Source organism: Paenibacillus sp. PCH8 (assembly GCF_002968835.1).
GTDB lineage: Bacteria > Bacillota > Bacilli > Paenibacillales > Paenibacillaceae > Paenibacillus.
This window is the reverse complement of sequence record NZ_PKQK01000002.1, coordinates 589419-609529: the sequence shown is the minus strand read 5'-3', so window position 1 is coordinate 609529 and position 20111 is coordinate 589419. Positions and strand designations below refer to the sequence as shown.

Below are 20111 nucleotides of genomic sequence, written 5' to 3'. Positions count from 1 at the left end.
TGTATATGAGAATTACACGATATTCTATCTCATATGTGCCCCAATATATACAACAAAAGCATTGACGGTTAGCACTGTAAACTGGTAAAGTATCAGATAAGTAAAAAACCAAGTAGACTAATGGGAATAATATTAAAGTAATATAATCCAACTTAGGGAAATGTCGTGTTGTAAGCAGGGAGACTGCCGACCGGATCTATACCCGGAGGCTGGGAGGGAACGCAGCAATGAATACCGTTCTTCGTCATAAAGGATGGACTTGGGGATTCCGCAGTACCGTATTGTTATATTTTATCGTACTCATTGTACTTCCAATCATCGGTGTGTACGTCAATTCCTTCTCCGAAGGATGGAGCAACTTTGTCCAGAGCATCATGGACCCGATCGCATGGAAAGCCGTACTGCTGACGGTTCGACTGGCCGTGATTGCTACACTGATTAATGTGGTTCTGGGCACAATGATCGCCTGGGTGTTGACAAGGTATCGCTTTGTTGGCAGATCATTTCTCAACAGTCTGGTCGATCTCCCGTTTGCACTGCCAACAGCGGTGGGCGGATTGATGATTATGCTGCTACTGGGGCCGATCAGTGCCGTCGGGAAATGGGCAGAATCCATGGGATTCGAGATTGTGTTTCACCAGCCCGCGATTGTTATCGCGATGACCTTTGTTACGTTTCCGTTTGTCATCCGTGCGGTGCAGCCTTTGCTCGAAGAAATTGATCCTTCCGAAGAAGAGGCCTCGTACACGATGGGGGCATCCAAGGCTCGCACGTTCATGCAGGTGATTCTGCCGTCCATGGCCCCTGGCATGATCAGTGGGGGGATGTTGGCATTCTCCAGAGGACTCGCTGAATTCGGTGCTGTTGTGCTGGTGGCTGGCAATATTCCGGGCAGAACACTAACCGCTTCCGTATTTATCTACGGTGAGATTGAAAGTGATAATCCAACTGGGGCCGCAGCTGTATCCGTGCTGCTCCTGACGCTCTCCTTCCTGATCCTCTGGCTAATCAATCTGGTGCAGATGCGGGGAGAAGACGATGAGACGACTATTAATCGGACTTACGTTTGCGGTATTTATTGTACTGCTGATTATCCCGCTCGGACGTATTTTTATTGGCGCATTTGAAGACGGGGCAGGTGGATTCGTAAAAGGCATCATGCGCCCTGAGGCACTACACGCCCTGATGATGACCGGACTGGTGGTACTGGTTGTCACCCTGTTAAATACATTGTTTGGCATCATGATGGCTCTGTATCTAGTCCGTGCCGGGTGGCTGAGTGACCGGGTAAAAGGGCTGTTGAACAGCATTGTGGATCTGCCCTATGCCGTATCACCTGTTATTGGCGGCTTGATGATTGTGCTAATGTTGGGCCCGAACAGCATTATGGGTGCTTTTTTTGAAGGAATCGGATTCAATGTGGTCTATGCCTTCCCCGGTATGGTGATCGCAACGCTGTTTGTAACATTTCCGCTGATGGTCAGAGAGGTTATGCCTGTCCTGCAGGAACTCGGTTCACAGCAAGAAGAGGCGGCATCTACACTTGGCGCCTATGGCTGGAGAACGTTCTGGAGTGTAACTTGGCCTTCGATCCGCTGGGCGGTGGTGTATGGTCTTGTCTTGACGGTTGCGCGCTCACTCGGAGAATTCGGGGCAGTGCTGGTGGTATCCGGTAATATTATGAACAAAACGCAGACTGCAACAACGCTGGTGTATCAGGATGTTGAGAATTTTAATGTAGCTGCCGCTAATGGTGTGGCATTGGTGCTGGTCACCTTCTCCGTCGGACTGTTGCTGATGATGGAATGGGCCAAGAAGCGAAAGGAAGTGCATTGATATGCATGTAGAAGTCCGTGATCTGAACAAACATTTCGGTGATTTTCATGCAGTAAAAGATGTCTCGTTCGATATTGCCAAAGGTCATCTGATCGGTCTGCTTGGACCCAGCGGAGGCGGGAAGACGTCCATTCTGCGGATGCTTGCGGGACTGGAGAATCCGGGCTCCGGAGAGATTCGCTTTCATGGAAAAGTCGTGAACCATCTGCCTCCACAGGAGCGAGGTATCGGATTCGTATTTCAGAACTATGCCTTGTTTAAACATATGACGGTATTTGAGAATATTTCCTTTGGACTCAAGGTCAAAAAGACACCCAAAGCCCAGATCCGTGATCGGGTTATGGAACTCGTTGAACTGACGGGGTTAAAAGGTTTCGAACAGCGCTATCCGCATCAACTGTCTGGTGGACAGCGCCAGCGTGTGGCTTTTGCCAGAGCACTCGCACCTGAGCCACAGCTGTTACTGCTGGACGAACCTTTCGCTGCCATTGATGCCAAGATCCGTCAGGAGTTGCGTTCCTGGTTACGCGAGCTAATCGAGCGGGTGGGAATCACTTCGATATTTGTGACGCATGACCAGGATGAAGCGATTGAAGTGGCGGACGAAATTATGATTATCAGTCAGGGTCGTCTGGAACAGAAGGGTACCCCTTGGGATATTTACAAAAATCCGCAGACGCCGTTTGTTGCTACTTTTATCGGAGAGTCTACGGTTGTGGAGGATGCTTCACAGTTGAAAGGGTTCGAACATGCGGTTGAGGGTGAACGTACACGAGCCTTGATACGACCGGAGTATATTGAGATTGGCTTGAAAAACGAGTTCACGATGCTGTCTGCAACGGAAAAAGGGACAGTCAAGCATCTTCATTTCCGCGGTAGTGAATGGATGGTAGAGGTGGAAGTACAGGGTCACAAGTTAATCACGTATCGTTCTCTGGAGAAGACAACATTGGAGATTGGTCAACCCATCCGTGTCCTTGTGCACCGTGCTTATCTGTTCAACGATTCCAACAGTTGGGTAGTTGAGAACCGACTGAAGGAAGACCCAATGCCCGTAATGATTTAATCAGAAAATGTCCTGTTAAAGCATCGATGGAGATTTATGGAGAGAGGGGTTGCCCATGCAGACGAGGAAGAAGAAAGTCATACTCTTATATGTTATCCTCATGCTTCTGCTCGTCTGCATGACCGCTGGTTGCAGCAAGCAGGAAGAGTCAAGCGAGCCGAACGAGCCTTCGGGTAACGATTCATCCATTACACTGGTGATTGGTGCTTACAGTGTGGCAAAAGACGCTGTAGGTGAGCTGCTTCCCAAGTTCCAGGAGCAATGGAAAGCGAAGACTGGACAGACGGTTAACTTTCAGGAATCGTATGAAGCTTCGGGTACGCAGGCCAGAGCCATTGTTGGCGGGTTCGAAGCTGATGTCGCCCTGCTCGCGATGGAGAGTGATATCGACAAGTTGGTGAAGGCCGATCTGGTCACTACCGATTGGAAACAGACACCGAATAAGGGCATGATTACTCGTTCAATTGTTGTACTAGGTACTAGAGCAGGCAATCCGCTGGGGATTCGGGATTTTCAGGATTTAACCAAGCCGGGCGTGAAAGTGTTATACCCTAACCCCAAGACATCCGGGGGCGCACAATGGGATATTAATGCCATCTATGGTGCCGGCTTGAAACTTTCCGAGGAGAAAGAGGGTAAGAAAGACCCTGCAGCAGCCAAGACTTTTCTGGAACAGGTACATCGCAACGTCGAGTCACTGGACAAGAGTGGCCGTTCTTCGATGGCTGCATTCGAATATGGCGTGGGTGATGTTATCGTCACGTACGAAAATGAATTGCTTGCCCGGATCGCTAAGGGTGTGAAATATGATATCGTGGTTCCAAAGAATACAATTTTGATCGAGAATCCCGCCGTTGTGGTGGATAAATATGCGGACAAACACGGAAACCGTGAATTGGCAGAAGCTTTTGTCGCCTATCTGCGTACGCCAGAAGCGCAGCATATTTTTGCCAAGCACGGCTTCCGTTCCGTAGACCCGGATGTATTTGCAGAGACGGAGTCGACATTCCCGACTCCCGAAGGATTGTTTGATATTAACTATCTGGGCGGATGGGATGAAGTGCGTACTACGTTGTACTCTAAACGTGGGGTGTGGTACCAGGTGCTCGCGGGATTGTGATGGTTGATCATTGGAATAGTTAACCTGGCCATGGCGACATAACCTTTATTTCGGCGTATGGCTGAGATGAAGGTTTTTTCCTGTGAAAAGGATATAATAGAGTAGAATGATAATGACTTGAGAGTATTTGCAGGAAGGTGTGAGTTGGATGAGTTCAGAGGTCAAATTATCCCAAAGTACAGCGATTCGGTTGGAGCAGGCCCGCGGAAAGGGCATGTCTGAGGAAGAACTTTTAAAAGCCATTCAAGCGAAAGACGTTTCCGCTTTTGACGCGGTGTCTGAAGAGGAATACAGATATGATACATTTTTCTCCTATGCGGACGAGTACGGTGAAAATCTGGAAACGGCAGTTCAAGAAGGGTACCGAATTACCTTTAACACGCGTGGTGGCCTCGGAATCTGGTTGGAGAAAGCCTTTAAGGTACAGCCGGAGAAAGACTTCACAGTCGGCGAAGGCATCGTAACCGGATTGCAGTTGAAACCGGAGCAGGCAGAGGTGCTGTCACAGCGACTTGCGTCAAACTGGGTCATTACAGATTCGAAGGATGTACCTGCGGGTCAGGAACTGACACTGAAGCTGCGGGCACTGGTCTAATTTGAACGCACGCTCCCGATGGAGCGAAGCATGGAATTGAAGTCTGACGGTAAACGGCCAGACCACAGACTGTCCCGAATTGCAGTGGATAACTGCAGCGGGGCGGTCTTTTTTTGCAAAAATAGATGTGCACGATTACAATTTACATAGAATCATTCAAATACGAGTATATAATGCATATATGGCTTCAGGCATAGAGAGAGAGGGGGATGCAGATTGAATCAACTAACATTCTTGGGTACCGGCGATGCGATGGGCGTTCCGCGTGTGTATTGTGATTGCGATGTATGTACAGAAGCCAGATTAACCGGCAAGAACATACGTAAGCGCTCTTCTGTTCTGGTTCATGGTGACGGCGATGATGGCGGCGAATGGTTCATGATGGACTGCGGGCCAGACTGGAGATCCCAGATGGAGGATCAGGGCTTGCGTATGGTGCATACGCTGCTGATCACACATGCACATTTTGACCATATTGGCGGATTGCCGGAGTGGGCGGATGCGTGTCGCTGGTTAGGTGTGAAGGGGCGATTGTATGCTCCGCGCGAAGTGATTGCGACCATTCAGGGACAGTTTCCTTGGCTGACACGTCATGTGGACTTTCTCGAAACGGATGATGATATTGAACTCGGTGGATGGAAAGTACATTCATGGAAAGTATGTCATGGACATAACGGGTATTCGTATGCATATCGACTGGAGCGGAGCGGGTATGGCTGGGCGTATTGTTCGGATGCTATTGACCTGAAGGATTCTGAGAAAGAGCCGCTATACGGACTGGATCTTCTGGTGCTCGGAACGAGCTTTGTGAATGAACTTGCGGAATTCTCGACACGTTCCGTGTATGATATGCGTGAAGCGCAGGAGCTGCTGCGGGAGCTGAAGCCGGGTCATACTTATTTTACACATATGTCCCATGACGTAGATGTACGGCAGAACTATGATCTGGATCTAGACATTACGATTGCGCTCACGGGTATGAAGGTACCACTCGGGAGTCTGTAACTGGAAGTAAGGAATGTAGAACGATCTATATTAGGCGAAATAGGTGAGTGTAGATCAGTTCAGAGAATCGCAGCCAAAATAAATGTAGAAGAGCGTATCCTTTACAGGAGGTTCTTCGTTTACATAGTGTAAGTCACATCAATCAGGAACCAGCAAAGGGGGGCCCCCAAGATGGCCTTTGTGAAGTCCGTGAATTGCCGATTCAACAGACCACAAGATGATGAACAAAAAAATAAACTTGATATGGTTTCCCGTAATATTACCGGACATCCATTCAACCAAAGCATTCATGCCATATTAACCGACCTGATGAGTCCGTTGTATGCGTATTGTCTATCACTGACAAGATCTGTACCCGAGACTGAGGACTTGGTTCAGGATACCTGTCTCAAAGTGTTGTCGTCCACTGCGGTGCAGTCTTCCGGGATGACGAAAGAGATCAACTGGGAGTCTTACCTCATCCGAATTGCACGCAACACCTGGATTGATATGATCCGGAAGCAACAGAGATTGCATTCCATATTGGATAGCTTGAAGCCTGTTATGCAAGAGTTCGCGGAGGAAGAGCACTTTGAAGAACTGGAGTCTGCTGTTCAGTTCCTGATCAGTGCATTATCGCCGTGGCAGCGAGTCATATATGTATTACGTGAAATCATGGGTTATAAGGCGGCAGAGACTGCGGCAATGCTGGATACGACCGAAGGTGCAGTAAAAGCTGCGTTAAGTCGGGCTCGCTCTGCCATAGCCGGAGTAAGGCACAAGCTGCAAGAATCAGACGTTGACTTGTCGTGGGAAAAGGGTGCTGATGAGTATAATCGGGAGGAGCTACGGAGCTATTTGCTGGCATTCCGTAATGGAGATACCGCCCGAATCATTGACCTGTGCCTGAATCGAACCGATGATCCGATGGCTGTGGCAGGGATCATTCTACAGCAGACTCTGCCGTCTCCAACCATGCAGCCAATGATGTACGGGTATGCTACTTCCGGCACGAATTCGATGTCTTACGGTGGTGGATATACGGTCAGCATGGTTGCCTAAATTAAGGAGGCGACAGGCATGAATGTAGTGCCTTATGTAGTGGAACAGACCGCTCGTGGTGAGCGGAGTTATGATATTTATTCACGTTTGCTGAAAGACCGGATTATTATGGTGTCTGGAGAAATTGAGGATCAGATGGCGAATGCCATCGTGGCGCAGTTATTATTCCTAACTGCGGAAGACCCGGAGAAGGATATTCAGATGTACATTAATTGTCCCGGCGGATCAGTGACGGCAGGATTCTCCATCTATGACACGATGCAATTCGTGAAGCCGGACATCTCCACTATCTGTACAGGTATGGCGGCGAGCTTTGGTGCCATATTGCTGGTGGGTGGAGCGAAGGGGAAACGTATGGCACTGCCGAACAGTGAGATTATGATCCATCAGCCGCTCGGCGGCACTCGGGGTCAGGCGGCGGATATGTTGATTCATGCTAACCGGATCATTGAGCACCGTCATCGCCTCAACCAACTGCTAGCTGACCACACAGGGCAGCCGCTGGATCGGATCGAGAAGGATACGGATCGTGACTACTTCCTGACTGCATCTGAAGCGGTGGAATATGGATTAGTGGACAAGGTCATCTCCAGCACGTAAATCAGAAGATAGAAGATAAACAAACAACCCGGAAGGTCAGTGACCTTTCGGGTTGTTTGCGTCTCTAACCTTACGTTTTTGTTGCATGTGAAAAGAGAGGTCAAGCGAACAAGTCCTTTCTTTATAGCTCTTTTGCTAATGCGATAAGCTTATTCATGCCTTCCCGGATCTGCTGCTCGTGCGCATAAGAGAATGATAAACGCAGCTTACGGCTTGCCGATGCATCTGAAGGGTCAAACACGGTTCCTGGCACAAAAGCAACGGAATGCTCCATACATTTGTGAAGTAATCGTCCGGTATCCACGCCTTCCGGAAGCTCTGCCCAAATGTTGAGTCCACCCTCAGGCCGCGTCCACGTCCAGTCCGTTTCCAGCAGGCACTGTTCCATAACTTCCATTCGTAACTGGATGGCGGTCCGCAGCTTGGACAGATGCTGATGCATGCGTTCCGATTGGAAATATCGTAGAAAAAGCTTCTGATTCAATAGTGGTGATCCGTTATCAGTCAATGCTTTGATCGCTTGTAGTCCCGGCATGAACCGGGGGCGGCACATGATCGCTGCAATTCGCAGACCGGGGACGACATACTTGCTATAACTGCGAATATACAGAGTATGCCCTGTGGTATCGTAAGTGAATATGGGCGCTGGAGGTTTCTCCTTGAAATAGATATCATAGGTGCTGTCGTCTTCGACCAGAAAACATCCATACTGTTCTGCGAGTTCCGGTAGCTGTTTGCGCTGTTCGGTCGGAATGTTAATACCGGTCGGATTCTGAAAGGTAGGCGTCATGTAAAATAAACGCGGTTTCTCCCTCTTCATCAGATGTTCAATCTGTTCCAGATCATACCCCTGCGGATGAATATCGGTGAAGATCAACCGCGCACCTTGCTTGCGGAAAATTTCCATGGCTGGGCCATAGGTAGGCCGTTCCATCAAGACACGATCTCCCGGTCTGACTAAGCTTCGGGAGATCACATCGATGGCCTGCTGGGCCCCCGAAGTAATGAGCACTTCGTCTGCGGAGAGATAGAAGCGTTCTTTTTTCGTTAGATGGTTTGCCAGCGCACTTCGCAACTCCAAATCTCCCTGAATCGTGGAATATGTCCCAAGCAAACGAGGATATTGATCGAGCAGATCACGCATTAATTCTCCCCAGTAGCGGTGGGGTAACAGTGCAGGATCAATTAATGATTTGGAGAACTGAAATGTAGCCTCAAGAGACTGCACATGAGCTAATGAATCCCAATGAAGCCAAGCAGATACGGCCGGATCATCGGCCTGATCCGTTACAGCAAAGGGGGTTGCGGGACTGACATAATAGCCGGATTTATCCTTCACATATACATTCCCACGTTCCTTTAACTCCTGATAAGCTTTGAAAACGGTAAGACGATGTACACCGAGTAGCTCGGACAGGCTTCGTACAGATGGCAGTTTTTCATGTTCGGCCCATTCTCCAGCTTCTATGCGCACAACGAGATAATGAATGACTTGCTCGTATAGTTTCAGACTGTTATCTGTCATCATCATGGTTTTGCCCACCCGGCTCACACTCCTTTGAAATCCATTGTAACAGCAAACGGGAGAAAACTGTTCTGTTTTATTCCTTCTGTTCTGTAGACCATGCGATATGATGGAGAACAGATGAAGGAGGGGCTAGCATGGTTGGAGTAGCATTTACGATAATGTGTCTTATTTTTGGAACAACGTTTCTGGCAATCAAAATTGGAGTGGAAGCAGGTATGCCGCCTTTTCTGTCAGCTGGACTCCGTTTTATCATTGCAGGGGCTTTGATGTTTACATGGATGTGGATGAAAGGCAAAGTCAATGTTTCCCTACTATGGCGTAAAGAAATGCTCATTACAGGTGCCGGTCTGACGTTCGGTACATTTGCAACCTTATATTGGGCAGAACAATATATAAGTTCGGGCGTTGGTGCCATTCTGTCAGCTACAGGCCCACTCATGATTATGGTGATGCAGACTGCTTTGTTGCGGCAAAAAACATCTGCGCGCATGATTACCGGATGTCTAATCGGTTTTGCCGGAGTAGTGCTTGTGGTTCTGCCAGGTGTGTCGTTTGGTGGGAGTCCACTATGGCTTTGGGGCTGTATTGCCGTTCTGGTGGGAGAAGTGTGTTATTCCGCAGGTGCGATATACTCCAAGAAGGTTATTAACCAGTTCAAGGAAACGAGTCCGGTGGCGATCAACGCAGTGCAGATGATGTATGGGGGACTGTTGTTAAGCTTGCTCTCAGCGGTGACAGAATCCTGGAACCTGTCTGCTTTGGATTGGGTGCCTGCTGTAACGTCCGTGATTTATTTGACTGTAGTTGGCTCGATGGTTGGTCACAGTCTGTTCTACTGGATCATGTCACGCACGAATCCGCTGTTCCCGGCAACCTGGTTGTACATTTCTCCGCCTATTGCTGTCGGGCTTGGGGCTGTTGTCTATGATGAGCATGTTGGCTGGATTACGTGGATCGGTGTTGCACTGACTGTTTCAGGTTTGCTCGCGATGAATGAGAAAGTCATGGGGTGGCTCTGGAAAAGAAGTCGTTCCAATTCGGTAGTTCAAACCTCCAAACCTGTGGTGAAATAGGGGATCGTATTTCTGCACTGGAATGAGGAAGGAACCGTGGATAACAGACAAAAACTGGAGCAATATTGTTATTTGCAGGTATTCTGCTGTATGGTGCAATCCCCTGATCATTAGAACAGCCCTGCACAAGCGAGTTATCGCTGTGCAGGGCTGTTTATTTTGTGTTTTGACCAAAACACATTTTAATGCAAAATACGCTTCGCTTGAAACTTTACTCTGCGTTCAATACAAACTTCTCGATAACCTCTTTTACGCCATCTTCGTTATTGCTCGCCGTAATGTAATCAGCCAGTTCTTTAAGAGCAGGGATGGCATTGCCCATCGCTACGCCAAGTCCTGCAACTTCCAGCATCTCATGGTCGTTCCATGAGTCGCCAATGGCAATGCACTCGCTCAATTGATGACCGAAGTGGTCTGCCAGGAAAGTAAGGGCGTGGCCTTTAGTTCCTTCATTATGCATGATCTCCAGGAAGTACGGTTTGGATTTCGTGATATGCACTTGTGGTCCAAGCAATTCACGCAGGTCAACGGCAACCTTATCCAAGTAGTCTGGCTCATCGATGATAAGCAATTTCGGTGTTTTTTGTTCAATTACTTTGATGAAATCAGATTCGATGTAATATTGTGTGCCATTCAATTTGGCATAATCACGCAGTTTGTCGTTTTCTTCACGAGCATACAACTTGTCGTCGATGTACGTTTGCAGGTGGAGATTGTTCTCCAGGCAATAGTCGTACAGTTTGCGTGAAGCGTCCTTCGGAACGTAGCGCTCATAGAGGACTTTCTCGTCCAGCAAGTTTTTCACCAATGCACCTTGATACGTAATGATCGGTACGTTCAGCTTCGTTTGGCGTGCAAGTGCTTGTGCAGATGCATAGGCGCGTCCAGTCGCCAGTGTTACAACTACGCCATGGGCAACGGCTTGTTCCAGTGCAGTCTGTGTAGCAGGGGTTACTTCCTTATTGTCGTTAATAAGTGTGTCATCAATATCGATTGCAATTAATTTGTAGGTCATCTGAGTTTCTCTCCTTTTTTATCTGTATCTATGCTAACGAACGAAAAAATAAGTTTTACACGAGGCCACTCCGAATACAGATTCATCTTTTGAACGCTGTTATCCCCGAATTTTTTTGATTCCATTCCCCATGGGGAAATCCGTTGATAAGCATATGCTTCCGATGTAGCTTTTTTTCAAAAAGCTTTAGGCGAACGCTTCGCTTCTCCAAATGAATTCTGTCTTCTCCGTTACCGTGTAATATTAGACTTCATTCTAAAACTATACTTACATCTAAATCCTATTCTTCCAGGAATACAAGGCCAATAAAGTCTTCCAGCTCCAGGTTGCCGAAGTAATGTTTAACATCCAGACCCTCAAGTGCAGTCCGCACCTCGGATTCCTCATAACGCTTGCCACGTAGCATATCTTCAATATCCGCCACATCGCCTACACCGAAGAAGTCGCCAAAGATTTTGATATCCTCAATGCGTCCATCCTTGATGTTCATGCGCAGATCGATAATGCCGACAGGGAACTTGCGGGTATGCTTCACATTGCTTTCAGGCGACAGACCGTAGTTCCAGTCCCAGTTGTTATAACGCTCGGCAGAGATTTCCTTGATCTTGTCCCAATCTTTCTCTGTAAGCGTATATTGCGGGACGTCCTGTGGCTCCATCCGGAAAATATGGCGTAACAGCTCATCACGGAATTGTTCAATCGTCAGGTTGCTGTCGATCAGATTACGAATGTTGGCGACCCGGCTGCGCACGGATTTGGTGCTCTTGGACTTGAATTTCTCGGGATTCACGTTCAGGGATGCCTGTACATGATCCAGATTCAGGTTGAACATCAACGTGCCGTGACTGAACATGCGTCCACGCGTGGAGAATTGGGCATTACCCGAAATTTTCTTTTCTCCGACTTGCAGATCATTACGTCCGGTCAACTCGGCATTGACGCCAAGCTTCTCCAACGCTTCAACCACAGGCTGGGTGAACTTGCGGAAGTTGTGGAAGGATTGACCGTCATCGGCTGTAATAAAACTGAAATTCAGGTTACCGAGATCGTGGTATACCGCTCCACCTCCCGAGAGACGACGGACGACCTGCACACCGTTATCCTGAACATATTCAATGTTAATCTCTTCAATGGTATTCTGGTGCTTTCCGATAATAATGGACGGGCGATTGATGTAGAACAACAGATAACTGTCATCCTCCATCGGCAGATGCTTCAGAATGTACTCCTCGATCGCGAGGTTTACAGAAGGATCTGTAATGCCCTGGTTATCAACAAACAGCATGGTCATTCCTCCATTAATATATGTAAGGGATTGAAATCCCCTATGTAGTGAACTTTGTAAAACAAACGGAACCGAAATTCCTCTTCTATTGTAAACGAATTGTGGATGGGACACAAAGGAATTAGAAGTAGCACTAAGGGGCGCCACGAACGAGCAACTTGCAGCATGGCAGAAAGACTTGCAAAACGGGATTGACCCGTACCTCTCACGCCATCCATAATAAAAAGGACATGTAGAAAGGGTGACGGAAGAATGACCGGTTATATCGAAGTTTTCGGACATGGCGGTGACGTGGAGACGGCCGCTTCCCGGTTTGGAGGGAGCGCTGCGGATTTTTTCGATTTTAGCGCCAACATTAATCCGCTGGGCCCACCAAAGGAAGTGTTGGAGGCTTTGGAGAAAGGATTGCAATCGGTTCTTCGTTATCCTGATCCGGGTCATCGTGGTTTCAAATCATTACTCAGTGAACGTTTGGGTGTTCCACAGGACCATATTTCGGTGGGTAATGGCGCTGCCGAAAGCATGGCGCTGATCTTGCTCGGACTTTCCCCGCAGAAGGTCGGCGCAGTGGAGCCCGGATTCTCCGAATATCGTTCTTTAGCACGACAATTCGGTGCGGAAGTCCATCATGTTGAGGGACGGGAGGAGCTGCAGTGGCGTGCAGAACCTGAGGACATTGAACAGCTGATGGAACGGGTAGACCTGCTGTTTCTGGGCCAGCCCAACAACCCGAACGGGGTACAGTATCCCGTGGAGGTATTACATCGTTTTGCCCGCAAAGCCGAGAAAACAGGTACTGTCCTGGTAATCGATGAAGCATTTATGGACTTTATTCCTGAACCTCAGCGTCAATCTCTTGCACCCAGACTGGCAGAATACTCACAGGTGATCATCATTCGCTCGATGACGAAGTTCTATGCCATTCCAGGTCTGCGTCTGGGTTATGCGCTGGGACGGCCGGAATACATTCGTGCCATGACCGGGAAACAAGTGACTTGGAGTGTTAACGGATTGGCTTTAATTGCAGGTGAAGCATGTCTGCGCAGTGGAGAACGGTTCGAACGGGAGACGATGACACAGATCGCTCAGGAACGTGTGCGGCTCACTGAGGGACTTGAAGCGTATGGATGTGAGGTAACGCCGGGAGAAGCGAATTTTGTTCTGGTGCGACTGCCAGAGCCGTGGACAGCTGCATCCATGCAGGATGCTCTGGGTAAGCGCGGAATTCTAATTCGTAGCTGCGCCATGTATCCGGGACTTGGTGAACGACATGTTCGCTTGGCGGTTAAGGACGCAGAGGCCAATGCGCGTGTACTTGAGAGCATTGGCGTTGTAATGGGATATCTACACACAGAACAGAGCGCCAGACAGAACCAGAAGATCAGGGTAGGTGATGCATGCAATGACACTCCCGTTCTATAATTACTACTTGAACGCAGAGACGGACAATAGCGAATATCTTTCCTCTTCATGGCCCGAGCTGAGAATCATTGCACATACTCGACATATCAAGGCTGTCAGTCCTGTTGTGGCCACTGCACTTTCCAGTGCGGTCTACGGTGGCGGGATGCTCGAACTGGATCGGATATTTAACATCTATGTGGACCGTCATTATCGGTGTGATGACCCACCCCGTGACATAGAACACTCCCTGAATGAATGGCAGGAGCGGCCTGATCAATGCGCGGGGTTGCTCACGGCTGTAAGGTTGGAGCATACGTCTATTTTGGAGTACGTGAGTGATGAATTTGGCCTTCTTTGTTGTACGACAGCTGGAGTGTCCAATGCTGCACGGGCAGGTTCCGCGAGAACCATATTTGATGCTGCGGGAAACATAAATGAGGCGACCACGATACCCGTATCTGTTCCTATAGCACCTGTAGCACAAACCCAAACTTGTACTTCTACAATGGATTTCTATATTCCGGGTACGATCAATGTCATGCTCTGGATGAACGGACGCATGACATCCGGGGCGATGGTTAATGCAATTCAGACGGCAGTGGAAGCCAAAGCGGCGGCGCTGGCTGATTTTGGTGTGGCAGATTCGGAAAATGGGCTTACCGCCACCGGTACAACAACCGATGCCATCGTGCTCGCGGTAAGACAGGCGACAGATGAGCAAAAACCATTAATTGCTTACGCCGGAACGGCTACGGTCATGGGTGCAGCCATCAGCAGACTGGTGTACGATACGATCACGGAAAGCCTGCAAGCAGGACAGCAGTGGAAAGCGAGGAGCAGGGAGAAATGACATTTCAGATAGGGGAACTACTCTCTTGGCCGTTCTGGACGGGCATGGCAGGTGCCTGGATTATTGTAGGAGCTTATCTGCTTGATCGATGCATCGGTGATCCGCGCTGGATTCCTCATCCGGTCATTGGCATGGGGAAAGCGATCACTGCGTTGGAACGTATTATTCGATCACGTATGAACACGGATTCCGGGCTGAAAAAGGCCGGTCTGTTATTTCCGCTTCTCATTGCGGGTGGTGCGTTTGCAGTCACCTGGGGAGTCGTATATGTGCTGGGTCTCATTCATCCTGTTATAGCGGCAGTGGCAGAAGTGGTGCTTATCGCGACCACCATTGCTTCCAAAGGCTTAAAGGATGCAGGTATGGAGGTGTACCACCATCTGGTTCAGAAGGATTGGCCGGCCGCAAGACGTTCACTTGGCATGATTGTGGGACGAGATACAGCTCATCTGGATGAACCTGAGGTCGTACGGGGAACAGTGGAAACGGTAGCAGAGAACATTGTGGATGCCATCGTGTCTCCGTTGTTCTATGCGTTAATTGGTGGTGCGCCACTTGCGATGGCCTATCGTGCTGTGAATACATTGGATTCCATGGTTGGTTATAAAAATGAGAAGTATCTGCATCTCGGCTGGGCTTCAGCTCGACTGGATGATTGGGCGAACTGGATTCCCGCACGACTTACCGCTATTCTGCTGATCATGGGCGCATGGGTTAAGAAGCTGGATGCCCGAGGTGCGGCACGTATGGTATCCCGGGATGCGAGGTTGCATCCAAGTCCGAATAGTGGTTTTCCCGAATCGGCGGTAGCCGGAGCGCTGGGGATCAGACTCGGTGGGCATAATGTGTATCACGGGGTGGCTTCTTTTCGTGCCTATATGGGCGAGGCAACACGTCCTATGGAAGCGGAGGATATTGTACGAACGACACGGCTCATGTTCTGGTCGGCGGGTTCTTTTGTAATCCTATGTACATTGGTGACGCTTGGAATATGGCTTGCTGGAGGTACGTTGTTATGGAAGTAACTGTAGAGCAGAATGGATCACAACAGCGAAATATTCTGTTTATACGTCATGGCACAACCGCGTGGAATGTGGAAAAAAGATATCTGGGGCATACCGATATCGCTTTGCTGACGGATGCAGAAAGAGAACTGGCTTCGCTACGCGAGCAATTGAGCAACGTTCCGACGACAGGCTTGGTGTATTGCAGCGATCTGTTGCGATGTCAGCAGACGTTGGAGCTGATCGTTCCTAACCCTACGGGACGGGTCAAGCTTGACCCGCGTCTGCGAGAGATTCATTTTGGACAATGGGAAGGCATGACGTATGATCAGCTCAAGCACAACCCACAGTACCGGGACTGGATTGATGCTCCGCAGGAGGTAACACCACCGGGGGAGAGCCTTGGCAGACATTTGCCGCGCGAATCGATTCATTTTTGCAAGAATGTGTAAGGTCTGAGGGTATGCCCTTGCGATCAGGTGTGGCTGGCGTGCCAACCATAATTGTAGTTACGCACGGCGGTGTAATCCGTTATGCATTATCCCGTCTCATTGCCAATTTGGGGTTCTGGGATACACAGGTGATTCCGGGACAAGCGATACGGGTTCGGCTGGACCACCATGATGATCAATGGGCTGGCGAGAGGGTGGATTTTCCGGGAATCGGGTTGTAACGATGTGCAATATAACCTATAATCACAACAGAAGTGTGGCTTTAGCATGTGTAGTATCGTGTGGCAGGCTGTGAAGTCTGAACATGTGTGCAGATGGCTCACTTGAATGGTTAATCCATATCAGCGACCAAGGGTCCCGCGTGCATGTAGTAATCGTTCATGGCTCTGTGCAGTCATGGATGGCATACGGGTGAAATAGGGAAGTCGGTGCAAATCCGGCACGGTCCCGCCACTGTAAATCAGGATACATTCCTGTAAGTCAGGTTACCTGCCCTGGACGTACAAACCGGTGTTCCTTCGAGGAAAGGACAGCGTTTCGGGCAGTTCTATATGCATGCACAACGATACGTTGAACATGTACAGATCGCCATATGCGAGACGTTATCCCTCTTCCTGATATAAGGATTGGGGATTTTTATTGTTGTCCATATAATAAGATGAACGCGACCAACTTTACACGAGGTCACTCCGAGTGCAGTGCCATCTTCCGATCGCTGTTATCCCCAGATTTCTTTAATCCCCTTTCTAACTAGGAGGAAATCCGGTGATAAGCGTAGGCTTCCGATGTAGCTTTCTTATAGAAAGCTTTAAGGCGAACACTTCGTTTCTTCAGATCGGTTCTGCACTCTGCGATAACGTGTAATTCTCGGCATTCAACTTATATGGAACACCAAGGCATGGGTAGTAAGAGTTTGAGCACGACGCAAGAACAATAGAACAGATAGAGAAGGGGAGAATGAACAGAATGAATATCAAGAATTGGAAAGGCGTAGCGTCCCTGCTGAGTGCAGCGATGCTGGCACTGACTCTGGCCGGATGTGGCACAACAACAAGTAACGAGGGCACAGGCACTACACCACTGCAACCTACGCAGGAGCAATCCACAGATATTAAGACACAATACCCAATTACGGTTACTGATGCGACGGGTGAATCGTTCACGTTTGACAAGGCACCAGCCAAAATTGTATCCGTGTCTCCGGCTGAAACGGAGTCGCTGTTCGCACTTGGTTTGGACGAGCAGATTGTAGGGGTATCCGACTATGATGATTATCCAGCAGCCGCAACAAGCAAAGCGAAAATGGGTGGCGTAACCAAGCCAAACGAAGAGTCCATCATTGCCGCTGAAGCGGATATCGTATTCACAGGCATCTCCATGAGTGAAGATGCAGTGAAGAAACTGCGTGAACTGGGCATTACCATTTTCAAAACGGATCCAAAGTCCATCGATGATGTGATGAACAATATCGAAACATTCGGTAAAATCACGGATCATCAAGAAAAAGCTCAGGAGATCATCACACAGATGAAACAGGATGTGTCTGATGTAACCGAAGCAGTGAAGGCGGTTAAGCCAGAAGAGAAGAAAAAGGTATATGTTGAATTCTCCCCAGGTTGGACAGTAGGTAAAGGTGAGTATTTGGATGAACTCATCACTTTAGCTGATGGCATTAATGTTGCTTCCGACTTGGAAGGCTGGAAGCCAATTAACGAGGAAAACATTATCAAGTCCAATCCAGACGTTATCCTGTATGCGAACGACGTAGTGGAGGATAACAAGACGTTAGATAACATTATCAAGAGTCGCAGCGGCTGGGATCAGATCGCGGCGGTCAAAAATGAAGCAGTCGTCGGCCTTGACGCCAATCTGTTGAGTCGTCCTGGACCAAGGACACCTGAGCTGTTGAAGGAAATTGCCAAAGCGATTTATCCTGATCTATTCCAATGAAGAACAAGTTGGTGATTTACGGAACTACAGGAATAGCCTTACTTGTATTAACCGTGCTCATCTGCACAGGCATTGGTTCAGTTGTGCTGCCAATTCGGGACATTGTAGGCATTCTCATTCACAAAATCCTATGGGTGGGCGATTGGATTACACCAGATTGGAGCAAGGCCGCCGAACAGATTATCTGGAAGGTTCGTTTTCCGCGTGTTTTACTTGCGATGCTCGTCGGCGCTTCGTTGGCGATTGCGGGTGCAGGCTTTCAAGGTGTGCTGCGAAATCCGCTGGCAGACCCGTTCACCCTGGGTGTATCGTCAGGTGCTTCCGTGGGTGCGGCCTTTCTGATTTTCTTCGGATTGCAGTATGCACTAATCGGAATCTGGACTTTGCCACTGGTGGCGTTTTTGACGGGCGTATTAACCTTATGGTTGGTCATGGCCCTGGCTCGTGAGGGTCGCAAAATACCGACACACAGTCTGATTCTGGCTGGTGTGGTGATGCAAAGTTTCCTGGGAGCGGTAGTTGCCTTCCTTTCGACCATGTCTAAACAGACTATTAATGAAATTATATACTGGACGATGGGAAGTCTGGCACTGCGTGGGTGGTCGTATACGGCCATCCTTTTCCCATATTTTCTGCTAGGTTTAATTTTCCTGTGGAGTCGGGCACGCTCTTTGAATGTACTCGCTCTGGGAGAACGACAAGCCGCACATATCGGAGTTGGCGTAGATAGGCTCAAGCTGTCCGTGCTCGCTGTGGGAACACTTCTTACCGCAGGGGCTGTTTCGGTATCGGGTGTCATTGGATTCGTTGGACTGGTCATTCCGCATATTCTTCGGCTGATGGTTGGGCCTGACTATCGATTACTCCTGCCGCTGTCCGCGATTGGTGGTGCCATCTTCATGGTATGGGCAGACACGATTGCCCGCTCCTTGTTGGCACCAACGGAAATTCCGTTGGGTGTCGTGACAGCTTTTGTGGGCGCTCCGTTCTTCGCCTACTTGCTGTACCGGAACAAAAAGCTGCGGAAGGGGATGATGCCATGAGTGAAGAGATGAAGCAAAGTACCCGGCAACGTCTGAACCAAGACTCCTATACCATAGCAGATTCCGACGAATGTACCGGCAATTCCTTAACTGCGGGTGCTGGTCATCCGGCTACTACAATGATGGTATCTGTTGCAGGGGCAGGCAAAACATACGGTGATCATCGCGCTTTACAGCATATCTACTGGCAGGTTAAAGAAGGAGACTGGTGGGGTGTAGTCGGTCCAAATGGAAGCGGAAAGTCGACACTGCTCCAGCTGATAGCAGGAACTGAATCATTAAGTGAAGGCCAGATCAGTATTGACGGCCGTGACATCCGTTCGTACAGCCGTAAGGATCTGTCACGTATTATCGCGGTTTTGCAGCAGGATGGCTTACCAGCGATCTCCTATCCTGTACGAGATGTCGTAGAAATGGGAAGATACCCGTACCAGAACTGGTTGGGGCGGGAATCGGCGGATGGAGCACTTGTGGTGGACAGGGTGCTTGAAGAGCTAGGACTCACGGAACTGGCGGATCGGCCGCTGGATTCCCTGAGTGGCGGACAACGGCAGCGAGTAGCCCTCGCCAAGGTGATGGCACAGGAGCCGCGCCTGCTGCTGCTGGACGAGCCAACGACATTTTTGGACGTTCATCATCAGTTGCAATTCATGGAATTACTTTCCAGATGGCGCCAGCATAATGCTATAACAATTGTTGCCGTTCTACATGACCTGAATCTAGCTACTCAATTTTGCGATCAACTGCTAGGCTTGCGTGTAGGAAAGCCCGCAGTCATAGGAGTGCCTCATACACTTATGACGGAAGCGCATATCGAGGAATTGTTTCAGGTAAGTTCGGCGATTGTAAAGCATCCCGACAATGACTTGCCTCAGTTGCTACTCCGACGAAAGACGGAATGACGTTGGGAGTTTTAGAGTGAAGGAAAAGCTAATAGGTAGTTGGGGATGATAGTTGATGGTGACAGGCAAAGTCTTGAAGAACTGGAATGGTAGCTAACATCATTTCATAGCTGAACTTGTGTGTCGATTGATATAACAAGGAAGAATTTATTGTACCGAGTAGTTATTTATCCCACAGCGGAAAGGGAAATTTAAGAATTTTTTGTTATTATTTTGTTTCGTATTAATGAATATTTATAATTAGGAATATATACCCTTTTTTTAAATTATGTATTATTATATTATAAATTATGAAAGGTGGTGAGAAATATGGCGTCATGTCCTCCAGGTTTTGTGTATGTA

The 20111-nt window shown here is 48.8% G+C and carries 20 protein-coding genes and 1 riboswitch; of the genes, 17 read left to right on the top strand and 3 right to left on the bottom strand.

Annotated elements, in window-relative coordinates; genetic code table 11:
* Positions 1–227 precede the first annotated feature (227 nt).
* From cysT to clpP, 8 genes are all read left to right on the top strand, one after another.
* Positions 228–1127 carry a sulfate ABC transporter permease subunit CysT gene (gene cysT, locus C0Q44_RS15460; RefSeq protein WP_258166352.1) on the top strand — a complete coding sequence of 300 codons (900 nt, stop codon included), beginning with the start codon at positions 228–230 and terminating at the stop codon, positions 1125–1127.
* Positions 1039–1836, top strand: coding sequence for a sulfate ABC transporter permease subunit (locus C0Q44_RS15455; RefSeq protein ID WP_105408172.1), 798 nt, complete (start codon positions 1039–1041; stop codon positions 1834–1836). Before cysT ends, C0Q44_RS15455 begins: the two co-directional genes overlap by 89 nt.
* 1 nt (position 1837) lies before the next feature.
* The gene (locus tag C0Q44_RS15450) at positions 1838–2902 is read left to right on the top strand and encodes a sulfate/molybdate ABC transporter ATP-binding protein (RefSeq protein WP_105408171.1); all 1065 of its coding nucleotides are present in this window, start codon (positions 1838–1840) and stop codon (positions 2900–2902) included.
* Between the two features lie 55 nt (positions 2903–2957).
* Entirely contained in the window at positions 2958–4022 is a 1065-nt protein-coding gene (locus tag C0Q44_RS15445) for a sulfate ABC transporter substrate-binding protein (protein WP_105408170.1), read from the top strand.
* Positions 4023–4170: 148 nt separating this feature from the next.
* A complete protein-coding gene (locus tag C0Q44_RS15440; protein ID WP_105408169.1) occupies positions 4171–4617 on the top strand; it encodes a hypothetical protein in 447 nt (148 codons plus the stop codon).
* A 216-nt stretch (positions 4618–4833) separates the two neighbouring features.
* On the top strand, positions 4834–5622 hold the full coding sequence (locus C0Q44_RS15435; protein WP_105408168.1) for an MBL fold metallo-hydrolase: 789 nt from the start codon (positions 4834–4836) through the stop codon (positions 5620–5622).
* 171 nt (positions 5623–5793) lie between these two features.
* Positions 5794–6663 carry an RNA polymerase sigma factor gene (locus C0Q44_RS15430; protein WP_105408167.1) on the top strand — a complete coding sequence of 290 codons (870 nt, stop codon included), beginning with the start codon at positions 5794–5796 and terminating at the stop codon, positions 6661–6663.
* Between the two features lie 18 nt (positions 6664–6681).
* Positions 6682–7263 (top strand): ATP-dependent Clp endopeptidase proteolytic subunit ClpP, encoded by a 582-nt coding sequence (clpP, locus tag C0Q44_RS15425; RefSeq protein WP_105408166.1) that lies wholly within the window; start codon positions 6682–6684, stop codon positions 7261–7263.
* A gap of 121 nt (positions 7264–7384) precedes the next feature.
* Here the strand turns inward: clpP and C0Q44_RS15420 are convergent, their stop codons facing one another.
* Positions 7385–8806: an aminotransferase-like domain-containing protein gene (locus C0Q44_RS15420; RefSeq protein ID WP_258166351.1), complete on the bottom strand. Its 1422-nt coding sequence runs from the start codon at positions 8804–8806 to the stop codon at positions 7385–7387.
* A 119-nt stretch (positions 8807–8925) separates the two neighbouring features.
* Here C0Q44_RS15420 and C0Q44_RS15415 point away from each other — a divergent pair, with 119 nt between their 5' ends.
* The gene (locus C0Q44_RS15415) at positions 8926–9864 is read left to right on the top strand and encodes a DMT family transporter (protein ID WP_105408165.1); all 939 of its coding nucleotides are present in this window, start codon (positions 8926–8928) and stop codon (positions 9862–9864) included.
* Between the two features lie 211 nt (positions 9865–10075).
* Here the strand turns inward: C0Q44_RS15415 and C0Q44_RS15410 are convergent, their stop codons facing one another.
* Together C0Q44_RS15410 and lplA are read right to left on the bottom strand one after the other, a co-directional pair.
* Complete coding sequence (locus tag C0Q44_RS15410) at positions 10076–10879, bottom strand: Cof-type HAD-IIB family hydrolase (RefSeq protein ID WP_105408164.1); 804 nt, start codon at positions 10877–10879, stop codon at positions 10076–10078.
* Between the two features lie 280 nt (positions 10880–11159).
* Positions 11160–12164 (bottom strand): lipoate--protein ligase, encoded by a 1005-nt coding sequence (lplA, locus tag C0Q44_RS15405; protein WP_105408163.1) that lies wholly within the window; start codon positions 12162–12164, stop codon positions 11160–11162.
* Between the two features lie 252 nt (positions 12165–12416).
* On the opposite strand from lplA, the gene cobD reads away from it, so the two are divergent.
* From cobD to C0Q44_RS15365, 8 genes are all read left to right on the top strand, one after another.
* Positions 12417–13586 carry a threonine-phosphate decarboxylase CobD gene (gene cobD, locus C0Q44_RS15400; RefSeq protein WP_105408162.1) on the top strand — a complete coding sequence of 390 codons (1170 nt, stop codon included), beginning with the start codon at positions 12417–12419 and terminating at the stop codon, positions 13584–13586.
* Positions 13567–14418: an adenosylcobinamide amidohydrolase gene (locus C0Q44_RS15395; protein WP_105408161.1), complete on the top strand. Its 852-nt coding sequence runs from the start codon at positions 13567–13569 to the stop codon at positions 14416–14418. Before cobD ends, C0Q44_RS15395 begins: the two co-directional genes overlap by 20 nt.
* A gap of 44 nt (positions 14419–14462) precedes the next feature.
* On the top strand, positions 14463–15443 hold the full coding sequence (gene cbiB / locus C0Q44_RS15390) for an adenosylcobinamide-phosphate synthase CbiB (protein ID WP_105408505.1): 981 nt from the start codon (positions 14463–14465) through the stop codon (positions 15441–15443).
* Positions 15434–15874 carry a histidine phosphatase family protein gene (locus tag C0Q44_RS15385; protein ID WP_181151012.1) on the top strand — a complete coding sequence of 147 codons (441 nt, stop codon included), beginning with the start codon at positions 15434–15436 and terminating at the stop codon, positions 15872–15874. The genes cbiB and C0Q44_RS15385 overlap by 10 nt, the downstream gene beginning before the upstream one ends.
* Before the next feature lie 11 nt (positions 15875–15885).
* Positions 15886–16095, top strand: a complete 210-nt coding sequence (locus C0Q44_RS15380; protein ID WP_374955102.1) for a hypothetical protein — start codon at positions 15886–15888, stop codon at positions 16093–16095.
* A 143-nt stretch (positions 16096–16238) separates the two neighbouring features.
* Positions 16239–16385: riboswitch (cobalamin riboswitch) on the top strand.
* 455 nt (positions 16386–16840) lie between these two features.
* Positions 16841–17824: an ABC transporter substrate-binding protein gene (locus C0Q44_RS15375; RefSeq protein ID WP_105408158.1), complete on the top strand. Its 984-nt coding sequence runs from the start codon at positions 16841–16843 to the stop codon at positions 17822–17824.
* Positions 17821–18867 carry a FecCD family ABC transporter permease gene (locus C0Q44_RS15370; RefSeq protein ID WP_105408157.1) on the top strand — a complete coding sequence of 349 codons (1047 nt, stop codon included), beginning with the start codon at positions 17821–17823 and terminating at the stop codon, positions 18865–18867. The genes C0Q44_RS15375 and C0Q44_RS15370 overlap by 4 nt, the downstream gene beginning before the upstream one ends.
* A 119-nt stretch (positions 18868–18986) precedes the next feature.
* Positions 18987–19769, top strand: coding sequence for an ABC transporter ATP-binding protein (locus tag C0Q44_RS15365; RefSeq protein ID WP_105408504.1), 783 nt, complete (start codon positions 18987–18989; stop codon positions 19767–19769).
* Positions 19770–20111: the final 342 nt, after the last annotated feature.

Excerpts from the sequence above, each read along its gene's own strand:
- C0Q44_RS15385 (WP_181151012.1), top strand. The coding sequence starts at position 15,434 with ATGGAAGTAACTGTAGAGCAGAATGGATCACAACAGCGAAATATTCTG.
- C0Q44_RS15370 (WP_105408157.1), top strand. The coding sequence starts at position 17,821 with ATGAAGAACAAGTTGGTGATTTACGGAACTACAGGAATAGCCTTACTT.
- C0Q44_RS15375 (WP_105408158.1), top strand. The coding sequence starts at position 16,841 with ATGAATATCAAGAATTGGAAAGGCGTAGCGTCCCTGCTGAGTGCAGCG.
- C0Q44_RS15380 (WP_374955102.1), top strand. The coding sequence starts at position 15,886 with ATGCCCTTGCGATCAGGTGTGGCTGGCGTGCCAACCATAATTGTAGTT.
- clpP (WP_105408166.1), top strand. The coding sequence starts at position 6,682 with ATGAATGTAGTGCCTTATGTAGTGGAACAGACCGCTCGTGGTGAGCGG.
- cysT (WP_258166352.1), top strand. The coding sequence starts at position 228 with ATGAATACCGTTCTTCGTCATAAAGGATGGACTTGGGGATTCCGCAGT.
- cobD (WP_105408162.1), top strand. The coding sequence starts at position 12,417 with ATGACCGGTTATATCGAAGTTTTCGGACATGGCGGTGACGTGGAGACG.
- C0Q44_RS15430 (WP_105408167.1), top strand. The coding sequence starts at position 5,794 with ATGGCCTTTGTGAAGTCCGTGAATTGCCGATTCAACAGACCACAAGAT.
- C0Q44_RS15445 (WP_105408170.1), top strand. The coding sequence starts at position 2,958 with ATGCAGACGAGGAAGAAGAAAGTCATACTCTTATATGTTATCCTCATG.
- C0Q44_RS15395 (WP_105408161.1), top strand. The coding sequence starts at position 13,567 with ATGACACTCCCGTTCTATAATTACTACTTGAACGCAGAGACGGACAAT.
- C0Q44_RS15365 (WP_105408504.1), top strand. The coding sequence starts at position 18,987 with ATGATGGTATCTGTTGCAGGGGCAGGCAAAACATACGGTGATCATCGC.
- C0Q44_RS15440 (WP_105408169.1), top strand. The coding sequence starts at position 4,171 with ATGAGTTCAGAGGTCAAATTATCCCAAAGTACAGCGATTCGGTTGGAG.
- cbiB (WP_105408505.1), top strand. The coding sequence starts at position 14,463 with ATGGCAGGTGCCTGGATTATTGTAGGAGCTTATCTGCTTGATCGATGC.
- C0Q44_RS15455 (WP_105408172.1), top strand. The coding sequence starts at position 1,039 with ATGAGACGACTATTAATCGGACTTACGTTTGCGGTATTTATTGTACTG.
- lplA (WP_105408163.1), bottom strand. The coding sequence starts at position 12,164 with ATGCTGTTTGTTGATAACCAGGGCATTACAGATCCTTCTGTAAACCTC.
- C0Q44_RS15450 (WP_105408171.1), top strand. The coding sequence starts at position 1,838 with ATGCATGTAGAAGTCCGTGATCTGAACAAACATTTCGGTGATTTTCAT.
- C0Q44_RS15415 (WP_105408165.1), top strand. The coding sequence starts at position 8,926 with ATGGTTGGAGTAGCATTTACGATAATGTGTCTTATTTTTGGAACAACG.
- C0Q44_RS15410 (WP_105408164.1), bottom strand. The coding sequence starts at position 10,879 with ATGACCTACAAATTAATTGCAATCGATATTGATGACACACTTATTAAC.